The 16,752-nt window shown below is 59.1% G+C and carries 19 protein-coding genes and 1 pseudogene; 10 read left to right on the top strand and 10 right to left on the bottom strand.

Features of this window, described 5'->3' with window-relative positions; genetic code table 11:
* Window positions 1-43 precede the first annotated feature (43 nt).
* The 3 genes from CCGE525_RS30055 (at window position 44) to CCGE525_RS30045 (ending at window position 2,917) form a co-directional block, all read left to right on the top strand.
* Window positions 44-793 (top strand): FadR/GntR family transcriptional regulator, encoded by a 750-nt coding sequence (locus tag CCGE525_RS30055; protein ID WP_120707870.1) that lies wholly within the window; start codon window positions 44-46, stop codon window positions 791-793.
* An 88-nt stretch (window positions 794-881) separates the two neighbouring features.
* A complete protein-coding gene (gene kdgD, locus CCGE525_RS30050; RefSeq protein ID WP_120707869.1) occupies window positions 882-1,787 on the top strand; it encodes a 5-dehydro-4-deoxyglucarate dehydratase in 906 nt (301 codons plus the stop codon).
* A complete protein-coding gene (locus CCGE525_RS30045) occupies window positions 1,784-2,917 on the top strand; it encodes a mandelate racemase/muconate lactonizing enzyme family protein (protein ID WP_120707868.1) in 1,134 nt (377 codons plus the stop codon). Before kdgD ends, CCGE525_RS30045 begins: the two co-directional genes overlap by 4 nt.
* A 301-nt stretch (window positions 2,918-3,218) precedes the next feature.
* Here the strand turns inward: CCGE525_RS30045 and CCGE525_RS30040 are convergent, their stop codons facing one another.
* The 3 genes and pseudogenes from CCGE525_RS30040 to CCGE525_RS30030 form a co-directional block, all read right to left on the bottom strand.
* Entirely contained in the window at window positions 3,219-3,503 is a 285-nt protein-coding gene (locus tag CCGE525_RS30040) for a hypothetical protein (RefSeq protein WP_120707867.1), read from the bottom strand.
* Between the two features lie 113 nt (window positions 3,504-3,616).
* Window positions 3,617-4,028, bottom strand: a pseudogene (locus CCGE525_RS30035) (DUF1236 domain-containing protein).
* Between the two features lie 479 nt (window positions 4,029-4,507).
* Window positions 4,508-5,077 carry a hypothetical protein gene (locus CCGE525_RS30030; protein ID WP_162950348.1) on the bottom strand — a complete coding sequence of 190 codons (570 nt, stop codon included), beginning with the start codon at window positions 5,075-5,077 and terminating at the stop codon, window positions 4,508-4,510.
* Between the two features lie 496 nt (window positions 5,078-5,573).
* On the opposite strand from CCGE525_RS30030, the gene CCGE525_RS30025 reads away from it, so the two are divergent.
* Complete coding sequence (locus CCGE525_RS30025; protein WP_245472209.1) at window positions 5,574-6,254, top strand: Pr6Pr family membrane protein; 681 nt, start codon at window positions 5,574-5,576, stop codon at window positions 6,252-6,254.
* Window positions 6,255-6,413: 159 nt separating this feature from the next.
* Here CCGE525_RS30025 and CCGE525_RS30020 read toward each other — a convergent pair whose 3' ends face one another.
* Together CCGE525_RS30020 and CCGE525_RS30015 are read right to left on the bottom strand one after the other, a co-directional pair.
* Window positions 6,414-7,253, bottom strand: coding sequence for an endonuclease/exonuclease/phosphatase family protein (locus CCGE525_RS30020; protein ID WP_120707865.1), 840 nt, complete (start codon window positions 7,251-7,253; stop codon window positions 6,414-6,416).
* A 124-nt stretch (window positions 7,254-7,377) separates the two neighbouring features.
* Entirely contained in the window at window positions 7,378-8,841 is a 1,464-nt protein-coding gene (locus CCGE525_RS30015) for a phospholipase D-like domain-containing protein (RefSeq protein ID WP_120707864.1), read from the bottom strand.
* A gap of 345 nt (window positions 8,842-9,186) precedes the next feature.
* On the opposite strand from CCGE525_RS30015, the gene CCGE525_RS30010 reads away from it, so the two are divergent.
* From CCGE525_RS30010 to CCGE525_RS29985, 6 genes are all read left to right on the top strand, one after another.
* Window positions 9,187-9,459, top strand: coding sequence for a DUF2934 domain-containing protein (locus CCGE525_RS30010; RefSeq protein ID WP_120707863.1), 273 nt, complete (start codon window positions 9,187-9,189; stop codon window positions 9,457-9,459).
* A 267-nt stretch (window positions 9,460-9,726) separates the two neighbouring features.
* Window positions 9,727-9,879, top strand: a complete 153-nt coding sequence (locus CCGE525_RS30005) for a hypothetical protein (protein WP_162950347.1) — start codon at window positions 9,727-9,729, stop codon at window positions 9,877-9,879.
* Window positions 9,880-9,957: 78 nt separating this feature from the next.
* Window positions 9,958-10,272: a plasmid stabilization protein gene (locus CCGE525_RS30000; RefSeq protein ID WP_120707861.1), complete on the top strand. Its 315-nt coding sequence runs from the start codon at window positions 9,958-9,960 to the stop codon at window positions 10,270-10,272.
* Between the two features lie 29 nt (window positions 10,273-10,301).
* Window positions 10,302-10,592 (top strand): DUF3175 domain-containing protein, encoded by a 291-nt coding sequence (locus CCGE525_RS29995; protein ID WP_120707860.1) that lies wholly within the window; start codon window positions 10,302-10,304, stop codon window positions 10,590-10,592.
* A 30-nt stretch (window positions 10,593-10,622) separates the two neighbouring features.
* Complete coding sequence (locus CCGE525_RS29990) at window positions 10,623-11,360, top strand: glutathione S-transferase (protein WP_120707859.1); 738 nt, start codon at window positions 10,623-10,625, stop codon at window positions 11,358-11,360.
* Complete coding sequence (locus tag CCGE525_RS29985; RefSeq protein WP_120707858.1) at window positions 11,357-11,938, top strand: methyltransferase family protein; 582 nt, start codon at window positions 11,357-11,359, stop codon at window positions 11,936-11,938. Before CCGE525_RS29990 ends, CCGE525_RS29985 begins: the two co-directional genes overlap by 4 nt.
* On the opposite strand, the gene ligD is transcribed toward CCGE525_RS29985, so the two are convergent.
* The 5 genes from ligD to CCGE525_RS29960 form a co-directional block, all read right to left on the bottom strand.
* Window positions 11,935-12,819 carry a non-homologous end-joining DNA ligase gene (gene ligD, locus CCGE525_RS29980; protein ID WP_120707857.1) on the bottom strand — a complete coding sequence of 295 codons (885 nt, stop codon included), beginning with the start codon at window positions 12,817-12,819 and terminating at the stop codon, window positions 11,935-11,937. The genes CCGE525_RS29985 and ligD overlap by 4 nt on opposite strands.
* A 100-nt stretch (window positions 12,820-12,919) precedes the next feature.
* Complete coding sequence (locus CCGE525_RS29975) at window positions 12,920-13,714, bottom strand: SDR family NAD(P)-dependent oxidoreductase (protein ID WP_120707856.1); 795 nt, start codon at window positions 13,712-13,714, stop codon at window positions 12,920-12,922.
* A 155-nt stretch (window positions 13,715-13,869) separates the two neighbouring features.
* Window positions 13,870-15,075, bottom strand: a complete 1,206-nt coding sequence (gene pcaF, locus CCGE525_RS29970) for a 3-oxoadipyl-CoA thiolase (RefSeq protein ID WP_120707855.1) — start codon at window positions 15,073-15,075, stop codon at window positions 13,870-13,872.
* The gene (locus CCGE525_RS29965; protein ID WP_120708701.1) at window positions 15,075-15,845 is read right to left on the bottom strand and encodes a CoA-transferase subunit beta; all 771 of its coding nucleotides are present in this window, start codon (window positions 15,843-15,845) and stop codon (window positions 15,075-15,077) included. The genes pcaF and CCGE525_RS29965 overlap by 1 nt, the downstream gene beginning before the upstream one ends.
* A 10-nt stretch (window positions 15,846-15,855) precedes the next feature.
* Window positions 15,856-16,707 carry a CoA transferase subunit A gene (locus CCGE525_RS29960; RefSeq protein ID WP_120707854.1) on the bottom strand — a complete coding sequence of 284 codons (852 nt, stop codon included), beginning with the start codon at window positions 16,705-16,707 and terminating at the stop codon, window positions 15,856-15,858.
* Window positions 16,708-16,752: the final 45 nt, after the last annotated feature.

The raw sequence follows: 16,752 nt of genomic DNA, 5'->3' as shown, positions 1-16,752 counted from the left end.
CATATATCTGTAATCTTCATGTTCGAAACATGGGGATGTCGGAATGCGGCGGGCTGCAGCGATCAAGACCAAGGAGCGTGACGGACGGCGGGCGGGCCGGCGCAACCTGGTGGATGTCGTCGGCCAGCAATTGCGACAGGAAATTCTCGGCGGCGCCTTGAAGCTTGGCGAAAAATTGCCGAGCGAAAGCGGCCTCACCGAACGATATAAGGTCAGTCGCACCGTCATTCGCGAAGCGATCGCATCGATGCGCGCCGATGGGTTGGTCGAGGTGCGCCACGGCGTCGGCGTCTTCGTCCGCAATGCGAGGCCCTTTCCTCCTACCGGCTTGCTGGAGACCGATCCCGGGCGGATTTCCTCCATCATCGAGATGCTGGAACTGCGTGCTGCGGTGGAAACCGAGGCTGCCGGCCTCGCCGCCGCCCGCCGCTCCCCTGCGCAAGATGAGGCGATCATCGAGCGTTTCGAGGATGTCGACCGTGCGATGGAGCGTCGCATTGCGACGTCGGAAGCCGATTTCGAGTTTCATCTCGCCATTGCCGACGCGACGAACAATCCGCGCTTCCGCGAGTTTCTGGAATTGACGGGCAGGAAGATAATTCCCCGCTCCTTCCTCCTGGATCAGCCGGACGAAACCGCTTCCGCCGATTATCTGGCGCAGATCCAGGCCGAACACCGACGCATCGCCGAAGCCATATCGGATCGCGATGAACACGGCGCACGTGAGGCGATGCGACTGCATCTGAAGGGCAGTCAGCAGCGGTATCGCAACCTTATCCGAAAAGGATCTTGAATCTAGATATATGATAAGAGATTGACTGTTATCATATGTCCTCTATGTTCCCATCAATTCCTACGGATTTTGGAGGATCCTCGTGTCCATGGACCCGTTAGCTCTCAAGGCCGCGCTTGGCGCCGGGCTCTTGTCTTTTCCTGTGACGCCGTTCGGCAAAGACGGCGGTTTCAATCGCGCTGCCTATAGCGATCATGTCGGCTGGCTTTCGGGCTTCAAGGCAAGCGTGCTTTTCGCCGCCGGCGGCACCGGCGAATTCTTCTCGCTGGCGCCGGATGAAATCCCTGCCATCGTCAGCGCTGCAAAGGCCGCCGCCGGCGATACGCCGATCGTCGCAGGCTGCGGATATGGCACGCGTATCGCCGTCCAGATCGCGCAGTCGGCGGAGAAAGCCGGCGCAGACGGCATCCTGCTTCTGCCGCACTACCTGATCGACGCGCCGCAGGACGGCATGTTCCAGCATATCAAGGCGGTCTGCGACGCCGTTTCGATCGGCGTCATGGTCTACAATCGCGACAACTCCATCCTGACGGCCGAAACGCTTGCTCGGCTCTGCGATGCCTGCCCGAACCTAGTCGGCTTCAAGGATGGTTCCGGCGATATCGGCCTGGTGCGCAAGATCACTGCGACGATGGGCGAGCGGCTGACCTATCTCGGCGGCATGCCGACGGCCGAGTTGTTCGCCGATGCCTATCTCGGCGCGGGGGTTACCACCTATTCCTCGGCCGTCTTCAACTTCGTGCCGGCCCTGGCGCAGAACTTCTACAAAGCACTGCGCGCCGGCGACACGGCGGCGACCAACAAGCTGCTGGTTGATTTCTTCTATCCCTTCATGAACATCCGCAATCGCCAGAAGGGCTATGCGGTGTCGGCCATCAAGGCTGGCGTCCGATTGCTCGGCTTCGATGCCGGTTCGGTTCGCCCGCCACTGACCGACCTGACCGAACAGGAAGTCGCCATGCTCGATGATCTGATCAGGCCGTACCGCCCATGAAAATCTCAGCTGTCCACACCCATCTGCTTGACCATAAGCTGGATCACGCCTTCGAAAGCGCCTCCATGCGCTTCGACCGTCGCCAACATTGCCTTGTCGAAATCGTCTGCGATGACGGCACGATCGGCTGGGGCGAATGCCTTGGCCCGGCCGGTCCGAATGCCGCGGTCGTGAAAGCCTACGCCCCTCGCCTTCTCGGACGCGATCCGCGCGACACGGAAGTCATCTGGCTCGAACTCTACAATCTCCTGCGCGACCAGGGCCAGCGCGGGCTCACTGTAACGGCGCTCAGCGGTATCGATATCGCGCTCTGGGACATCAAGGGTAAACATCACGGCATTTCGGTGTCGCGCCTGCTCGGCGGCCGCTTCCGCGAAGATGTGAAGGCCTACGCCACCGGCTCCTTCCGCAAGGACGGCGTCGACCCGGTCTCCGATATCGCCGCTGAAACCGCCGCCTATGTTGCGCAGGGCTTCCATGCGGTGAAGATCAAGATCGGCTTCGATGTCGATCAGGATATCGCCGTCATCCGCGCCGTGCGCGAGGCGATCGGTCCGAGTATCCGGCTGATGATCGACGCCAATCATGGCTATGACGCGCTGGAAGCCTGTACGGTCGGTGAGGCCGTTGCGGAATACGGCGTCGATTGGTTCGAGGAGCCGGTCATTCCAGAACAGCTCAGCGCCTATCGCGCGGTGCGCGCCGGCCAGCCGATCCCGGTTGCAGGCGGCGAGACCTGGCATGGCCGCTTCGGCATGCGCGAGCCGCTGGAAACCCGTGCCGTCGATATCATCCAGCCCGATATTTGCGGCACGGGCGGGTTTAGCGAAATGCGGCGCATTGCGGATATGGCTGCCATACATGGGGTGCGTCTCGTGCCCCACGTCTGGGGAACGGGCGTAGCGATCGCTGCCAGCCTGCAATTCATCGCGGCTCTTCCCCCGGATCCGCCGCGTCGCAACGGCCGGCCTCCGATCCTGGAATTCGACCGCACCCACAATCCGTTCCGCCAGGCTGTTTTGACAAAGCCATTGGAGCATGTGAACGGTGTCGTCGCCATTCCGGACGGCCCCGGTCTCGGCATCGAAATTAACCGTGACGCATTGGAGCAGTACCGGCTGAAGGATTGATACGGATAGTTTCCGTGAAATTCCCATCGGTACAGGCCTCCCGGATGGCCCGCCGCGGCGGCTGAAGACGCCGCCCGCGCCGTCGATCGCCGCTGCATTTCTATAGGCAAGATAAATCTCCACTTCGGGGAGCGCTTCTCGCTTTGCCGCAAGCGATTCCGTTTCGAGTGTCGTCACTGAAAACGGAATGGCACCTGCGGCGGCCAGCGTGCCGAGAAACCGGCGTGACGCCTCGATGACATAGATAATCGTGAATGTCGCCGGATCGACTATCACGTTGCGGCCGTCATTTGGATTGCCCTCAGCGGCAATAGCGCGTTTCCTTCACGACCAGCCGGCCATAGTGGTGAAACGCGACCCTCCTGGTCATGCAGCGGCCATAACGGTAGTCATCCGAGTCGCGATACATGGTTCGATAGCGATAGCGGTCGCCGTAATAGCGATCTCCGTAGTGGTAGTAGGGATCGTAATGGCGATAATCATAGCCACCGTCGGTGGTGATCGTCACGGATTGAGCGTAAGTCGGCAGTGCTGTTGCCGTCAGTGCGCCCATTGCGATAAGGCATGAGATAAGAAGTCTCTTCATTGTGCTTCTCCATTAGGGACGCAGTTTCGGCGCTCGGCGCCCTTTAGGCGCGGAGATCACTGTGCCCTGGTTGTCGGAAATGATTGGAGAGTGCCGAGCACTCTCCCGGTGCGTCACTCGAGAATCTCGACGACCCTGCGCGAGCGCGGCTCGACGATGACGCGTTCGTGGTTGACCACAGCGTATGCATATCTGCGGTTATGCGGAACAGGTGTTAACACGACCGATGCAGGCAACGGATGGCCGACCACGACCTTTTGCCGAACAACAACACCGAACAACAACCGTATCATCCGGTATCGGCTGCTCCTGCACATAGGTCACGACCCTCTGCGGTGGCGGATCTATAGCCGTGCCGACAATGGCGCCTGCGACGCCGCCGACCGCGGCTCCTACCGGGCCACCTACGATCGCTCCCGTGACGGCCCCGCCTGCGGCGCCGTTAACGGTCGAAGATTGGGCAAAGGCATACCCGCTCGCCAAAGCAAGGGAGATGGCTGCGATACCAAAGACTCTCGTTTTCATCAGAATCTCCTTTGGTTTCCAGATTGTCCGCGGGTAGCGGAACTGTAGATAAACAGCGTGGCTGTTGCGCTTGTTCCTTTTTTGAGGCTTCGGTCGGGAAGCGGCTGGACTTTGGTCTGACCGAAATCAGACGAAAGTCCGGGCGATAGCGGGCATACGCTTGCTCAAGCCAGCACCACCGCGTGCTCGCCATCCAAGCGGAATCTCGCCGCCTGCACCAAAGTTGCGGAAGAACCTCAGATTGTCGCTCGCGTCTCATCCTGATCGTCGAGCTATACCGAAGCCTTTGGTGGAAGGACTGCTATTGCTGCAATGACAAACGAATGGGAGGAATTCTGATGCGGGGGATGCCTAATGACCGAACAGATAATGCTCGCAAGCTTCGAAGCATTTAAAAATTCATTCGGCATCTGTTTTTCAAGCACAGGATGCTCGGCGAAAACGCCTTCTACCAAGCATCAGAAATCAGATGTACGCAATCAGAAGGGACTTCCGGCATTGCTATCCGAACCCGCGGGAGGCGAGACCGAGAGATGTGCGAGGCAATCTGCGAAAGTCGAGTGCATCGGGTAGATCCGAGAGAGGGGGACAAGCCAGCTTCGACTTGATGCCGGAAACCGAAGTTCGACGTCTGCCATGCCCGCCATTGCATGCCGAAGGATGTCTTTGGTCGTCTGCGCATCTTCCGGCGCGCTGGAAAGAAGGACACTTGTCTGATCGAGCGCTCTTGCAGTGACGTGCCATGTGGCTTTGCGACCGACGATCGAGACCTTAACTCCATCCGCTTTCGGCAGCTTCCAGCCAGCATCGGTGACGATCCAGGCGACTTTATCCGGACCGTAATCGAACTCGACCGCACGTCCCGTGCCACTGTCCCAAGAGAACTTGCAATAAGGTACCGGTTCGGCGACCTGCCCGGCAGACCACTCACTTTGCCAGTCCGTGACTTCCGCCGCCTTAACCATATGTGGCACAGAGAGGGTCGCCATCACCAACGCCGCTGCGAACCGTTTCCTGGACCGATGGTGCCAGTCGAATTTATCGGGCATTTTGCAGAAGTCCTTTTGTCTTTCAATACACTCGAAAAGCAGCGTCAGCGGTGCGGGAGCTTCACCAAGCTATTGCGCACTTAAATACTTTGCGCCGGGTCTAGACAATAAATCAGGCGCCATCAGCGCTTGGATCACGATCAGCTGGCGTCAACCTGACGCATAAGCGGCAATGTCGTGTCTAGACGGCGCCTGTAGGCGATATCCTCCGGAATAACGTTCGGCTTTGCCACACGGGGTCCGATGGCGATCGGCGGGCCTACTCGCCGGCGGCCTGCTGCCAGATTTTTACGAGTAGGACTGGTTCCAGCGTACTCAGCGGGCCCCTCCCGATCCGCCAGTCAATACACGCCGATCCCCCTCCGGTCTGTCCGGAAGGGGAATTCCCCTACCGGTAGCTCCGGATAACGACGCCGGATATAGTTCCGATTCTCGCGCTGATGCGCTAGAGACAGCCCCACCGAGTCAACCCGGATGGTCTGCGGGACGGCCCTTCTTGCCGACGTTCGCAGTAATTAACAAATTTCGCGAGTTTATGGAGTTCATGAAAAGTTCAGTCCGCTTCTATCGCTGGATGATCATTTTCCTGGCGCTGTCCGGTATCACGATCTCGTATATGGCGATTATTCCTGCGGTGCATGTTACACGGTTGAGACTAACAACCAATTTTCTGAGTTATTTTACGATCCAGGCCAACATTCTTCTTGTTGTTGTATTGCTGTCGTCGGAATTCACGCCGTCATCCGTGATTGGGCGATGGGCCAGCCGCTCGTCTACAAAAACCGCTTTACTCATCTATGTCGGAATTGCGGGCGGTGTCTATGCCTGGATGCTGAGGGCGGTCTGGCATCCGAGCGGTTGGCAATTGCGAGGAGATCAGATGCTCCACTACTGCATCCCTGCGCTCAGCGCGCTGGATTGGATATTTCTAGTGGAGCGGGGTAAGCTTGTACCGCGCGATGCGCTCTGGTGGCTTTCCTTTCCGGCAATCTACTCCGTATACTCGCTTGTACATGGCTATTTGTCTGGATTTTATCCCTATCCCTTTCTGGATGTGGGCGACATTGGTCTTCAAGCTACCTTGATCAATATGGCTCTATTAGGCGTGGCATTCTTGGTACTTGGCGAAGTCCTCATTTTTATTGATCGGGTCGTCGCGCAGATTGGTGCCCGATAGCCTATTGGGAGGCCAGAACAAGCTTTGCTCCAAAATTCACGCTAAGGACCATAGCTTTAATTATCAAATAGATTGCCACGCACCTTTGCCTGTGTCCGCGTTTCCACGATCGGACAGACTACTGGACGAGGTGGCACAAATTAGATGGCATTTCCGATTTCAAGCGGATTTGGCGCGCGCTTCTGTCTCGGCCCTGAGCGTCTTCAGACTGACGACCGCCTTGATCGGCAGATGATCCGAAGCGACACGCGCCAGTGGCGAGTCATGAACTTCCACCGTCGAGATCAGCCCGCGGCGATTGGCCATGATGCGGTCCAGCGCCAGCAGGGGCAGTGTGGAGGGAAAGCTCGGTACGGCCGGCGGCAAAGGGCCGAAGGCGGCCTGGAAGGTGTTCAGCGACGAGCGGTCGCCGAGCCGCCATTCGTTGAGATCGCCGAGCAAAACAGTCGGCGTCTCGTTGTCGCTGCTCATCAGCTCGGCGATCAGACGTGTTTGCTGGGCACGCGAACGGTGCAGCAGTCCGAGATGGGCGGCGATGATCCTGAGCACTCCGCCGCGGGCGAGTTCGATTTCGGCAAGGAGCGCGCCGCGAGGTTCTAGCCCCGGAAGGTTGATCTGGTGCACATCGCGCACCGTTCCCTGCTTGAACAGCACGACATTGCCATGCCAGCCATGTGCTTTGGTGGCGCCGGCCACCGGCACCGGAATAAGGCCGGTTTCACGCTCGAGCCGGTGCAGGTCGAGCAGGCCGGTGCGCTCACCGAAGCGGGTGTCGGCCTCCTGCAGCCCGATGACGTCTGCGTCGATTTCATGGATAACGCGGCTGATCCGCTCAGGATCGAAGCGGCGGTCGGCGCCGACACATTTGTGGACATTGTAAGAGGCAATCAATGTGCCTTCCGGACGCGTCCGTTCTCCGCCATGCGCCGCCCGGGACTTCTTTCTGTTCTTCAAGGTCTCGAAAATGCTTGAACGGAGACTTTCGTTTTTTTTCCGCATTTGTCCGTCGACCGTTTCAGTTGCCAAAGTCCGCCGAGCTAGGTCTTTAGGAGTATATGGACTGATTGCCGGCCTTGTCATGTGAAAAGGCTTGTTTCTAGAAATATGGGCAGCGCCATTCTGTTTATAAATAGGGCGAACCGAGCCACAGGATCTTTTCGATCAGCCTGACGATGAAGGGGCGTGCGCGCAGCTTGCCAAGTTGGACCGGGGTGGCCGTTTCGAGGATCGCGCCGATATGCGCGTCGATTGCGCCGGCAAAGCCGCGGTCTACTACCTCCAGATCGACCTCGAAGTTCAGCCGCAGTGAACGCGGGTCCAGATTGGAGGAGCCGACATAGGCCCAGGTGCCGTCGATCGCCAGCAGCTTCGAATGATTGAAAGGGCCGTCTGCGCGCCAGATGCGGCAATAATCCTTCAGCATCTGGTCGAATTGTGCGGTCATTGCGCGGTCGACAAGCACAAGATTATTGGCGGCCGGTACGATGACGTCTACTTCGACGCCGCGTCTTGCCGCTGTCACCAAGGCGCTGATCAACTCGCGATCCGGCAGGAAATAGGGTGACATGATGCGGATGGAGGTGTGGGCGACCGAGAATGCGCCGATCAGCATCTTGTGGTTCGTCTCGACGCTGCGGTCAGGGCCGGAGGCAATGACGCGCATAAAGACCGGAGCGCCGGGCTCGTTTGCCGGCGTTGCAATCCGCCAATGATCACCGCTCAGCACCTCGCCGGTGGCAAAACGCCAGTCTTCGGCGGCGGTATTGAAGAGATCGGCGACAGCGGGACCGGTGACGCAGAAATGCGTGTCGCGAGCGCAATGATCCCTGGCGAATTCTCTGGTGAAACCCTGGCGGATATTCATTCCGCCGGTAAAGGCAATGCGACCATCGATGGCAAGGATCTTGCGGTGGGTACGCAGGTTGGCATAGGGCAGTCTCAGCCCCATGATGACATTGCCGTTGAATACGTCCACCTGAACGCCGCCTTCTCTCAGATAACCCATGATGCTCGGCACCGAATAGCGCGCACCGACGGCATCGATCAGCACCCGCACGCTGACGTCGCGCTTGACGGCCGCGATCAACGAGTCGGCAATGCGCAGACCGATTGGATCGCGGTCGAAAATATAGGTTTCCAGCAGGATGCTGCGCTCTGCGCCGTCGATAGCGGCTTTCATCGCAGCGTAAGCTGCATCGCCGCTCTCCAGCATTTCGATGGTGTTGCCGGTGCTCATCGGATAGCGCGCCACGCGGTCGCCAAGCGTTTTCATGGATCCGAAGCGCTCGCCAAAGATTCTGCGCACGATATCGCCCTGGGCGTCGAAGCTCGCGAGCACCCCCTTCGCATCTTTCTGGAACAGGACGTTGCGCTGTGAGCTCAGCGATGCGCGGCGGATGCGGTTGATGCCGGCCACAGCATAGAGCAGCGCCCCGACAATGGGCGAGAGGATTATGACGCCGACCCAGCCGATCGCGGCGCGAACTTCCTCCTTCGTCATCGCCGCATGAATGGCGGCTGCCGCCCCCATGGCGACGGACAGCACAGCGAGGATTTGGCCCCAATGGGCGATCACGAGGTCGAACATGGGGGGAGTATAACTTTGCCCGTGAAAGCTGCAATCGACCGCTGTATCAATTCCCGATCCGTCCGAAGGAAGGCTGTGTGTGGAAAGGCTGTGTATTAGATATTTTTAATTGAACGACGGTCGCGCTGTCGTCATATTGGTGGTTCGGTCGCTTCGCTATCGTTCATCACGCTACCTCGCATTTTTCGTGCGAAGCGCCTGCCGTCACTTGAGCGTTGAGATACGGAGAGTTTTCTCCGTGACCCCTCGGGCCGGCATATCGGCTGCTCAGTGGCGTGAAAGTCCGCGTTTCAAGAACGGACATTTTTCATCAACCATGGTCAATGATGCGAACGGAGAACAGCAATGTTGGAACCTCGGGACGAATGGATCCAAAAGCGCGCCTATGCCATCTGGGAGGAAGAAGGATATCCTTCCGGCCGCGATACGGTTCACTGGGAACAGGCGAGCAAGGAGCGCATTGCGCTTGAGAAAAGCATTGGCAAGGACGAGAAGATCGACGTCAAACCCAAGGCAAAGCGTAAGGCGGCTGATGCCTTGACCTCGGTGGTCAGCGATGCGGCGGTGAAGGCCGTGACGAAGCGGGCGTCGAAAAAAGCTCTCGACGCGAAGATTTGAGGTGAGCTTTGCGGCTGATGCCACAGTCGACCAATGGGCTGGCCCGGTGTTGAGCATCGGGCCATCGTCTTTATGGCGGCCGCGGCGGGAAATTTCGCAAGAATTTCGGTAAATTACGCGTCGCGCCGGAATAGATGTCACACATAGATGGTAGTGGATGAAGTGGGAGCTTCGCCATGAACAATAATCATATGGATCACGTGGAAGTCTTAGTTCTGACTGTTGTTGTGGCAGGCTGCTGCTTCACGGCTGCGTCGACGTGATTTCATGACATCGCTCCTTATTCTCGCGATCCTCTATCTCCTTGCAGCGCTGGCTCTGATCCTTGTCATCGACCGCTCTGTCGGCATCATGTTTCCGGCATCGGCGGATGATGCACACGCAGCGGCGCGTCCGTCGCTTCCGGACGTCTCGAACTGAGCGCCGCCTTCCCGATAAGATCGGAACTTTTTCCATGGCGATGGGTTGGTTTTCTCAAGTGCAATGAGGAGAAAAATCATGCCACGAGGAGACAAATCCGCATATACCGACAAGCAGAAGCGCAAGGCTGAACATATTGAGGAAGGCTGCGAAAGTCGTGGAGTTTCCAACGAAGAAGCCGAACGCCGGGCTTGGGCGACAGTAAACAAGGAAAGCGGCGGCGGCAAGAAATCCGGCTCGAGCAGAGGTCATTCAGAAAGCCACGAGTCCTCGGAAAAAGGCGGACGGATTGGAGGCAAGGCCTCCGCAAGTCGCCCCGCAAGCGAACGTTCGGCATCGGCAAAGAAGGCTGCCGTGACCCGCAAGCGTAGCGAGCAACGTGCTCATCATTAACGACGCGTTTTTGGGAAAAGGAGTCCACTATGGCCCGGCCCCAGAAGAAGAAATGGTCACACGAGGTCACTGAGAACAGCGATGCCTTGGATCTGGAAAATGGCGTCTTCAAATCGCAAGATCCCAAGACCATCGCCGATTCCCTTAAACATTCCGCGGAAGCGAGCGATCGTCGTAAATCCAGCCCCTTCCGTTCCGCCATGTCGATGCTAAATTTCTACATCAATCGCGCCGGTAGCCATCTCAGCAAGCGGCAGAGAGAGACGCTCGAAGCCGCCAAGGACGAGTTGCGCAAGGATTTTGGCCGCGAACCGAAATAGATGCGGCATATGGGACGGAAGGATTTTTGAATGCCCTATGAGCTTTATTACTGGGACGGCATCCAGGGCCGTGGCGAATTTGTACGTCTGGCGCTCGAGGAAGCCGGCGCCGACTATATCGATGTCAGCCGCGGTCCCGCGGGCGAAGACCAGGGCATTCGGGCGATGTTAGCCGTGATGAAGAGTAAATCCGAGCCGCATATACCCTTTGCTCCGCCTTTCCTGAAAGACGGCGATCTCATCATCTCTCATGTCGCCAATATCCTGATGTATCTCGGGCCGAAACTTGGTCTCACACCAGAGGATCACGGTTTGCGCCATGTCGTGAACGGCCTGCAGTTGACGATCACCGATTTTGTTGCCGAAGTGCACGATACGCACCACCCGATCGCTACCTCGAAATATTATGAGGAGCAGAAGGAGGAGGCCAAGGCCCGTGCCGCCGAGTTCATCGATAACCGCATGCCGAAATACCTCGGCCATTTCGAACGCGTCCTGCGGCAAAATCCGCAAGGACCGGCGCACATATTCGGCGACCGGCTAACCTATGTTGATCTGTCGTTGTTCCAGGTGTTCGAGGGATTGCGATACGCCTTCCCGCGGGCGACGTCACTACTGGCCATCCAATATCCGCATCTGGCCGCCCTGCACGATGCAGTCGTTAAACGGCCGAACATCTCCGGTTATCTCAAATCGGACCGCCGTATTCCCTTTAACGAAGATGGTATCTTCCGGCATTATCCCGAACTGGATAAGAATGCGGCATGAGCGAAGCAACATTGCTGACCCTATTCCTGCCGGTCTGCTGGGGCATCTGGGCACTGATCTGGTTTGTCGCATCGTTCCGCGTTAAGAAGACGACGCGGAGCGAGGATCCGTTGTCGCGGCTGTCGAACACCGTACCCATTTGGATCGGCGCCTTTCTGCTGGTGGTGCGGCCATCCTGGCTTGGTCCCCTGTCATTCAGGCTGGTGCCGCAAAATCTGACCTATTACGGCATCGGCGCGGCGCTGACCGTCATCGGTCTCGCCTTCGCAGTCTGGGCGCGTTATCACCTCGGCCGCAATTGGAGCGGCGTGATCACCGTCAAGGAAGATCATGCGCTGATCCGCACCGGCCCCTACGCCATCGTGCGTCATCCCATCTATTCTGGTCTGCTGCTCGCCATCATCGGCTCCGTGCTTGCCCGCGGCCATATCGGCGCGATGCTCGCGATCGGGTTTATGCTCTATGCCATTCTGCGTCGTGTCAGCATTGAGGAGCGCTGGATGAGCGAGACATTCGGCCAAGCCTATGTGGATTACAAAGCCAAAACGCCGGCGTTGGTGCCGTTGGTATATGGTTAACTCGTCAACGGTTCAGCCGCCTCGAAGAAATTCGCCCAAGGGTCGGCGGAGCGCTCTTTGAGTCGTGAAGCGGCATTTTTTACCGTGAACGAAGATGGGCCAATGCGGTCGGTCAATTCGTCCCAGGCAAGCGGCATCGAGATCGCCGCGCCCTGCCTCGCGCGCGTCGAATAAGGCGCGACGGCGGTATTGCCGCGCCCATTGCGTAGATAGTCGATGAAGATGTGGCCGGCCCGTTTCGCTTTCGCTGCGACCGAGAGGTATTTTTCGGGATTGTCAGCGCTCATGCCGTCCGCGATCGCTTCCGCAGCAGCCTTGACGTCCGGCCACGTCGCCTTCGGCTTGAGGGGGGCAACGACATGCAATCCCTTGCCGCCCGAGGTCTTGACGAAGGAGGCAAGGCCCATGCTTGCAAATCGCGCCTTTATCTCCTTGGCCGCTGCTATGACCGCGCTCCAGAGGACATCGTCGCCGGGATCGAGATCCATGATGATCATGTCCGGCTTTTCCCAATGCGCTGTCGTCGTACCCCACGGATGGATTTCGAGGGCGGCGGATTGGACCAGTGCAACAAGGCCGTCGAAATCTTTGATCCGTAATAGTTTTTCGCCGTCGCTATCCTCGGGATCGGCAATCTCTTCAATATGCAGGTTGATGCCCTTCCAGGCATGCTTCTGGAAGAAACGTGGCCCCTTTATGCCATCCGGGCAGCGCAGCAGCGCCAAGGGCCGATCGACGACGAAGGGCGCCATTCGCGGCCAGGCAAGCGCATAGTAATCGACAAGATCCTGTTTGCTGATGCCGTCATCTGGCCAATAGATCCGCTCCGGATGCGTCAGCTGCACGGAGGTCTTAAGGTCCTGAGTGGGCGTTTTTGCCATGCCGCGTACGCTCCATCATCGATGTCACGCTGCCAAAAAACGGCTGCGCCGGGCAGAGGTTACCATTGCCCGGCGCAAAAAGTCGATTGCCGGTCCCGCGTTAGGGCATCAGCTGGCCGCCATTGACCTCGATGATCTGGCCGGTGATGTAGCCGGAAAGGGTCGGTGAAGCGAGAAAGAGATAGGCGCCGACGCAATCTTCCGAGGTGCCAACAAAGCCCATCGGGATGGTCTTGCGCTGCAGCTCCATCTGCTCTTCATTGGTATAGCGCTCATGGAAGGGCGTGGCGATAACCCCCGGCGCCACGGCGTTGACGCGGATCTTGTCGGCGACGAATTCCTTGGCATGGCCATGGGTGATGGTGGAAACGAAGCCCTTGGATGCCGCATAGAGGATCGCGCCATTGCCGCCGCCGTTGCGGGCGGCAATCGAGGTGGTGTTGATGATGAAGCCGCCCTGCTTCTTGAGATAGGGATGCGCAGCGCGCGTAGCTGCGAGAACCGAGCGGGCGTTGAGGTTCATCACGCGCTCATAATGTTCGTCGGTCATCGCCGAGGTCGGCACGCGGCCGAGCATGCCGCCGGCATTGTTCACGAGGCCATCGAGGCCGCCGAACGCTTCCGCCGTCTCATTGACGACGCGCTCGGTCTCGCCATCCTGCGAGACATCGCCCTGGACCAGATGCACCTGGCCGTCAGCGGCGGTGATCTCGGCTGCCAGCTTTTCGGCCGGCTCGCGGCTAGCGTTGAAATGGATCCCAACCTTCATCCCCTGCTGGGCGAAGGCTCGGGCAAGGGCCGCGCCGATACCGGTCGATGCGCCTGTTATCAAAACCCGCTTGCCGGCAAGATCGGGGATGCGGATGGAAGCGAGTAGTTGCGCGAGTTCTGCCATGACAGCTCCTCCTGAATGTCAAAAACCTAAGGGATTAAAGTAATTGGCATTGGTAATATCAGTCGAAGTCGCGATCCGGCAATGCATACGGCGCAAACAAAAGCGGGCGGCAGGGAAAAACCCCGGCCGCCCGCCCTCAAATTCCTGTGATGCCGTCAGACCCGCTCGAGCGCGATCGCGATGCCCTGGCCGACGCCGATGCACATGGTCGAGAGCGAATAGCGCCCGCCGGTTTCCTTCAGTTCCAGTGCCGCCGTGCCGGTGATGCGAGCGCCAGACATGCCGAGCGGATGGCCAAGCGAAATGGCGCCGCCATTACGATTGACGCGGGCATCGTCATCGGCAATGCCAAGTTCGCGCAGCACCGCAAGACCCTGCGAGGCAAAGGCTTCGTTGAGCTCGATGACATCGAACTGATCCTGACGCATGCCGAGGCGGGCCATCAGCTTGCGGGATGCCGGGATCGGGCCGACGCCCATGATTCGCGGCGGCACGCCGGCGGCAGCGCCGCCGAGGATGCGGGCGATCGGTGTCAGGCCGTATTTCTTTGCTGCAGCTTCCGAGGCGATGATCAGCGCTGCGGCGCCGTCATTGACGCCGGAGGCATTGCCGGCGGTCACGGTACCGCCCTCCTTCTTGAAGGGCGTGCCGAGCTTGGCCAGCGCTTCCATCGTCGTTGCGCGCGGATGCTCATCCTTTGCGACGACAATGGGATCGCCCTTGCGCTGAGGAATGGTGACAGCCGTGATCTCCTTGCCGAGGCGGCCATTTTCCTGTGCTGCCGCGGCTTTTGCCTGCGAGCGGACGGCGAAGGCGTCCTGGTCTTCGCGGTTGACCTTGTAGTCCTCGGCAACGTTCTCACCGGTTTCCGGCATGGAATCAACGCCATATTGCTTTTTCATCACGGGATTGATGAAGCGCCAGCCGATGGTGGTGTCGTAGATTTCGGCATTGCGGGAAAAGGCGCTGTCGGCCTTGGGAATGACGAAGGGCGCGCGCGACATGCTCTCGACGCCGCCGGCAATCATCAGTTCGGCCTCGCCCGCGCGAATAGCGCGCGCCGCTGTGATGACGGCATCCATGCCGGAGCCGCACAGGCGATTGATCGTCGTGCCCGAAACCGAAACCGGCAAGCCGGCAAGCAACGCCGCCATACGAGCGACGTTTCTGTTATCCTCGCCCGCCTGGTTGGCGCAGCCGTAAATCACGTCATCGACCGCTTCCCAATCGATGGAGCCATTGCGCGCAATAAGCGCCTTCAGCGGCACCGCACTGAGATCGTCGGCGCGGACGGAGGAAAGTGAACCGCCGAAACGGCCGATCGGCGTACGGATATAGTCACAGATAAAGGCTTCGGTCATCAGGCTGCCTCATGTGCTTTCTTGGTGCGCGCGTTGATGTCGCGCAGAACGGAGAGTTCGGTTTCGGTGGGCGCCGGTGTCTCGATCACCTCGTCGGCAAACTTGATCGCCCAGCCGCAATTCTCCGATACCTGCTCACGGGTGACACCTTTATGGATCGACACGACGGTCAACTCCTTGGTCACCGGATCAGGCTCGAGAATGCAGAGATCGGTGATAACCCGAGTCGGGCCTTTCGTCTTCATGCCAAGCCGCTCGCGATGATTGCCGCCTTCGCCGTGGCCCATCGAGGTGATGAACGGCAGCTTTTCGATGAAACCACGCTTGGAGAGCGCCATAGTGATGAAGATCTGACCGCAATTGCTGGCGATCTCGGGTGCGCCGCCGCCGCCCGGCAGACGGACTTTCGGGTGATCATAGGGGCCGACGACGGTGGTATTCAGATTGGCAAACCGGTCGATCTGCGCGCCGCCGAGAAAGCCCGTCGTGATGCGGCCACCCTGCAGCCAGTAGCGGAACATCTCAGGCACCGAGACGGTGAAGAGCGCGGTATCGCAGAGCTCGCCGTCGCCGATCGACAGAGGCAGCACATCCGGCTTGGTGCCGACAGTGCCGCTTTCGTAAATGAGCGTAATGTCGGGCGCATGTGTCAGCCGTGCGACATTGCAGGCAGCCGACGGCGCGCCGATGCCGACGAAGCAGACGTCGTCATTGGTGAGCGCGCGGGCAGCGGCTATCGTCATCATTTCCGTGGGGGTAAAATCCGTCATGTGCGCCTCCTCACGCGGCATGCTTTTTTGCATATTTGGCGAAGTCTTCCGGCCGAGCCTCCATGACATTCTCCTTGATCCAGGCCTGGAAGCTGCCGCGGTCGCGGGCGATTTCATCCCAGGCGATATAGAACGCGTTCGAGCGGGCGTAGTAGCCCTGCGCATAGGAGGGGAAGGCGCCACCCGGCACAAGCACGACGGAGGTGACTGCCCAGGTCGGCAACACGACCGAATTCGGCGATGGCGGGTTCAGTTCCTCGACGATCTCCTCGACGGTGATGATCGAGCGTCTGGCGGCAAGCACTGCTTCCTTCTGCACGCCGACAATGCCTTCGAGCAATACATTGCCCTTCCGGTCGGCGCGCAGCGCGTGGATGATGGTAACATCCGGGCGGATGGCGGGAACGGCGGCGAGCACCTCGCCGGTGAAGGGGCAGGTCACGTTTTTGATGTTCGGATTGACCTTCGGGAGGTCGGCGCCGATATAGCCGCGCAGCATTGCGAAGGGTAGGTTCGCCGCACCCGCCTCATAGGCGTTGGCCATGGCTGCATGCGAATGTTCCTCGATCTCCAGCGGGCGCGGCCACTGGTTTTCGACGGCGTCGCGGAAGCGATGCAGCGAGCCGACGCCCGGATTGCCGCCCCAAGAGAATTTCATACCGCGGGCGGCCCCGACGCCGATCAGTTGGTCGTAGAGAATGTCCGGCGTCATGCGGATCAGAAAGAGATCCTTTTTACCTTGGCGGATGACTTCGTGCCCGGCGGCATAGGGTATCAGGTGGGTAAATCCCTCCATGGCGACGGTATCGCCATCTCGCACATTTTCCGCCACCGCTTCTGAAAGCGATACGATCTTCGCCATAAGGCCTCCCAAAATATTCATGTCGTCTGGCCGTAAATAAGCGCC

Origin of the sequence: Rhizobium jaguaris (assembly GCF_003627755.1) — a bacterium.
Taxonomy (GTDB): Bacteria; Pseudomonadota; Alphaproteobacteria; order Rhizobiales; family Rhizobiaceae; genus Rhizobium; species Rhizobium jaguaris.
The sequence above is the reverse complement of the archived record's forward strand: the minus strand, read 5'-3'. Positions and strand labels throughout refer to the sequence as shown.

Bases quoted from the DNA above. Each gene is read 5' to 3' on its own strand.
- CCGE525_RS30055 (WP_120707870.1), top strand. From the start codon at position 44: ATGCGGCGGGCTGCAGCGATCAAGACCAAGGAGCGTGACGGACGGCGG.
- kdgD (WP_120707869.1), top strand. From the start codon at position 882: ATGGACCCGTTAGCTCTCAAGGCCGCGCTTGGCGCCGGGCTCTTGTCT.
- CCGE525_RS30045 (WP_120707868.1), top strand. From the start codon at position 1,784: ATGAAAATCTCAGCTGTCCACACCCATCTGCTTGACCATAAGCTGGAT.
- CCGE525_RS30040 (WP_120707867.1), bottom strand. From the start codon at position 3,503: ATGAAGAGACTTCTTATCTCATGCCTTATCGCAATGGGCGCACTGACG.
- CCGE525_RS30030 (WP_162950348.1), bottom strand. From the start codon at position 5,077: ATGCCCGATAAATTCGACTGGCACCATCGGTCCAGGAAACGGTTCGCA.
- CCGE525_RS30020 (WP_120707865.1), bottom strand. From the start codon at position 7,253: ATGCGGAAAAAAAACGAAAGTCTCCGTTCAAGCATTTTCGAGACCTTG.
- CCGE525_RS30015 (WP_120707864.1), bottom strand. From the start codon at position 8,841: ATGTTCGACCTCGTGATCGCCCATTGGGGCCAAATCCTCGCTGTGCTG.
- CCGE525_RS30010 (WP_120707863.1), top strand. From the start codon at position 9,187: ATGTTGGAACCTCGGGACGAATGGATCCAAAAGCGCGCCTATGCCATC.
- CCGE525_RS30005 (WP_162950347.1), top strand. From the start codon at position 9,727: ATGACATCGCTCCTTATTCTCGCGATCCTCTATCTCCTTGCAGCGCTG.
- CCGE525_RS30000 (WP_120707861.1), top strand. From the start codon at position 9,958: ATGCCACGAGGAGACAAATCCGCATATACCGACAAGCAGAAGCGCAAG.
- CCGE525_RS29995 (WP_120707860.1), top strand. From the start codon at position 10,302: ATGGCCCGGCCCCAGAAGAAGAAATGGTCACACGAGGTCACTGAGAAC.
- CCGE525_RS29990 (WP_120707859.1), top strand. From the start codon at position 10,623: ATGCCCTATGAGCTTTATTACTGGGACGGCATCCAGGGCCGTGGCGAA.
- CCGE525_RS29985 (WP_120707858.1), top strand. From the start codon at position 11,357: ATGAGCGAAGCAACATTGCTGACCCTATTCCTGCCGGTCTGCTGGGGC.
- ligD (WP_120707857.1), bottom strand. From the start codon at position 12,819: ATGGCAAAAACGCCCACTCAGGACCTTAAGACCTCCGTGCAGCTGACG.
- CCGE525_RS29975 (WP_120707856.1), bottom strand. From the start codon at position 13,714: ATGGCAGAACTCGCGCAACTACTCGCTTCCATCCGCATCCCCGATCTT.
- pcaF (WP_120707855.1), bottom strand. From the start codon at position 15,075: ATGACCGAAGCCTTTATCTGTGACTATATCCGTACGCCGATCGGCCGT.
- CCGE525_RS29965 (WP_120708701.1), bottom strand. From the start codon at position 15,845: ATGACGGATTTTACCCCCACGGAAATGATGACGATAGCCGCTGCCCGC.
- CCGE525_RS29960 (WP_120707854.1), bottom strand. From the start codon at position 16,707: ATGGCGAAGATCGTATCGCTTTCAGAAGCGGTGGCGGAAAATGTGCGA.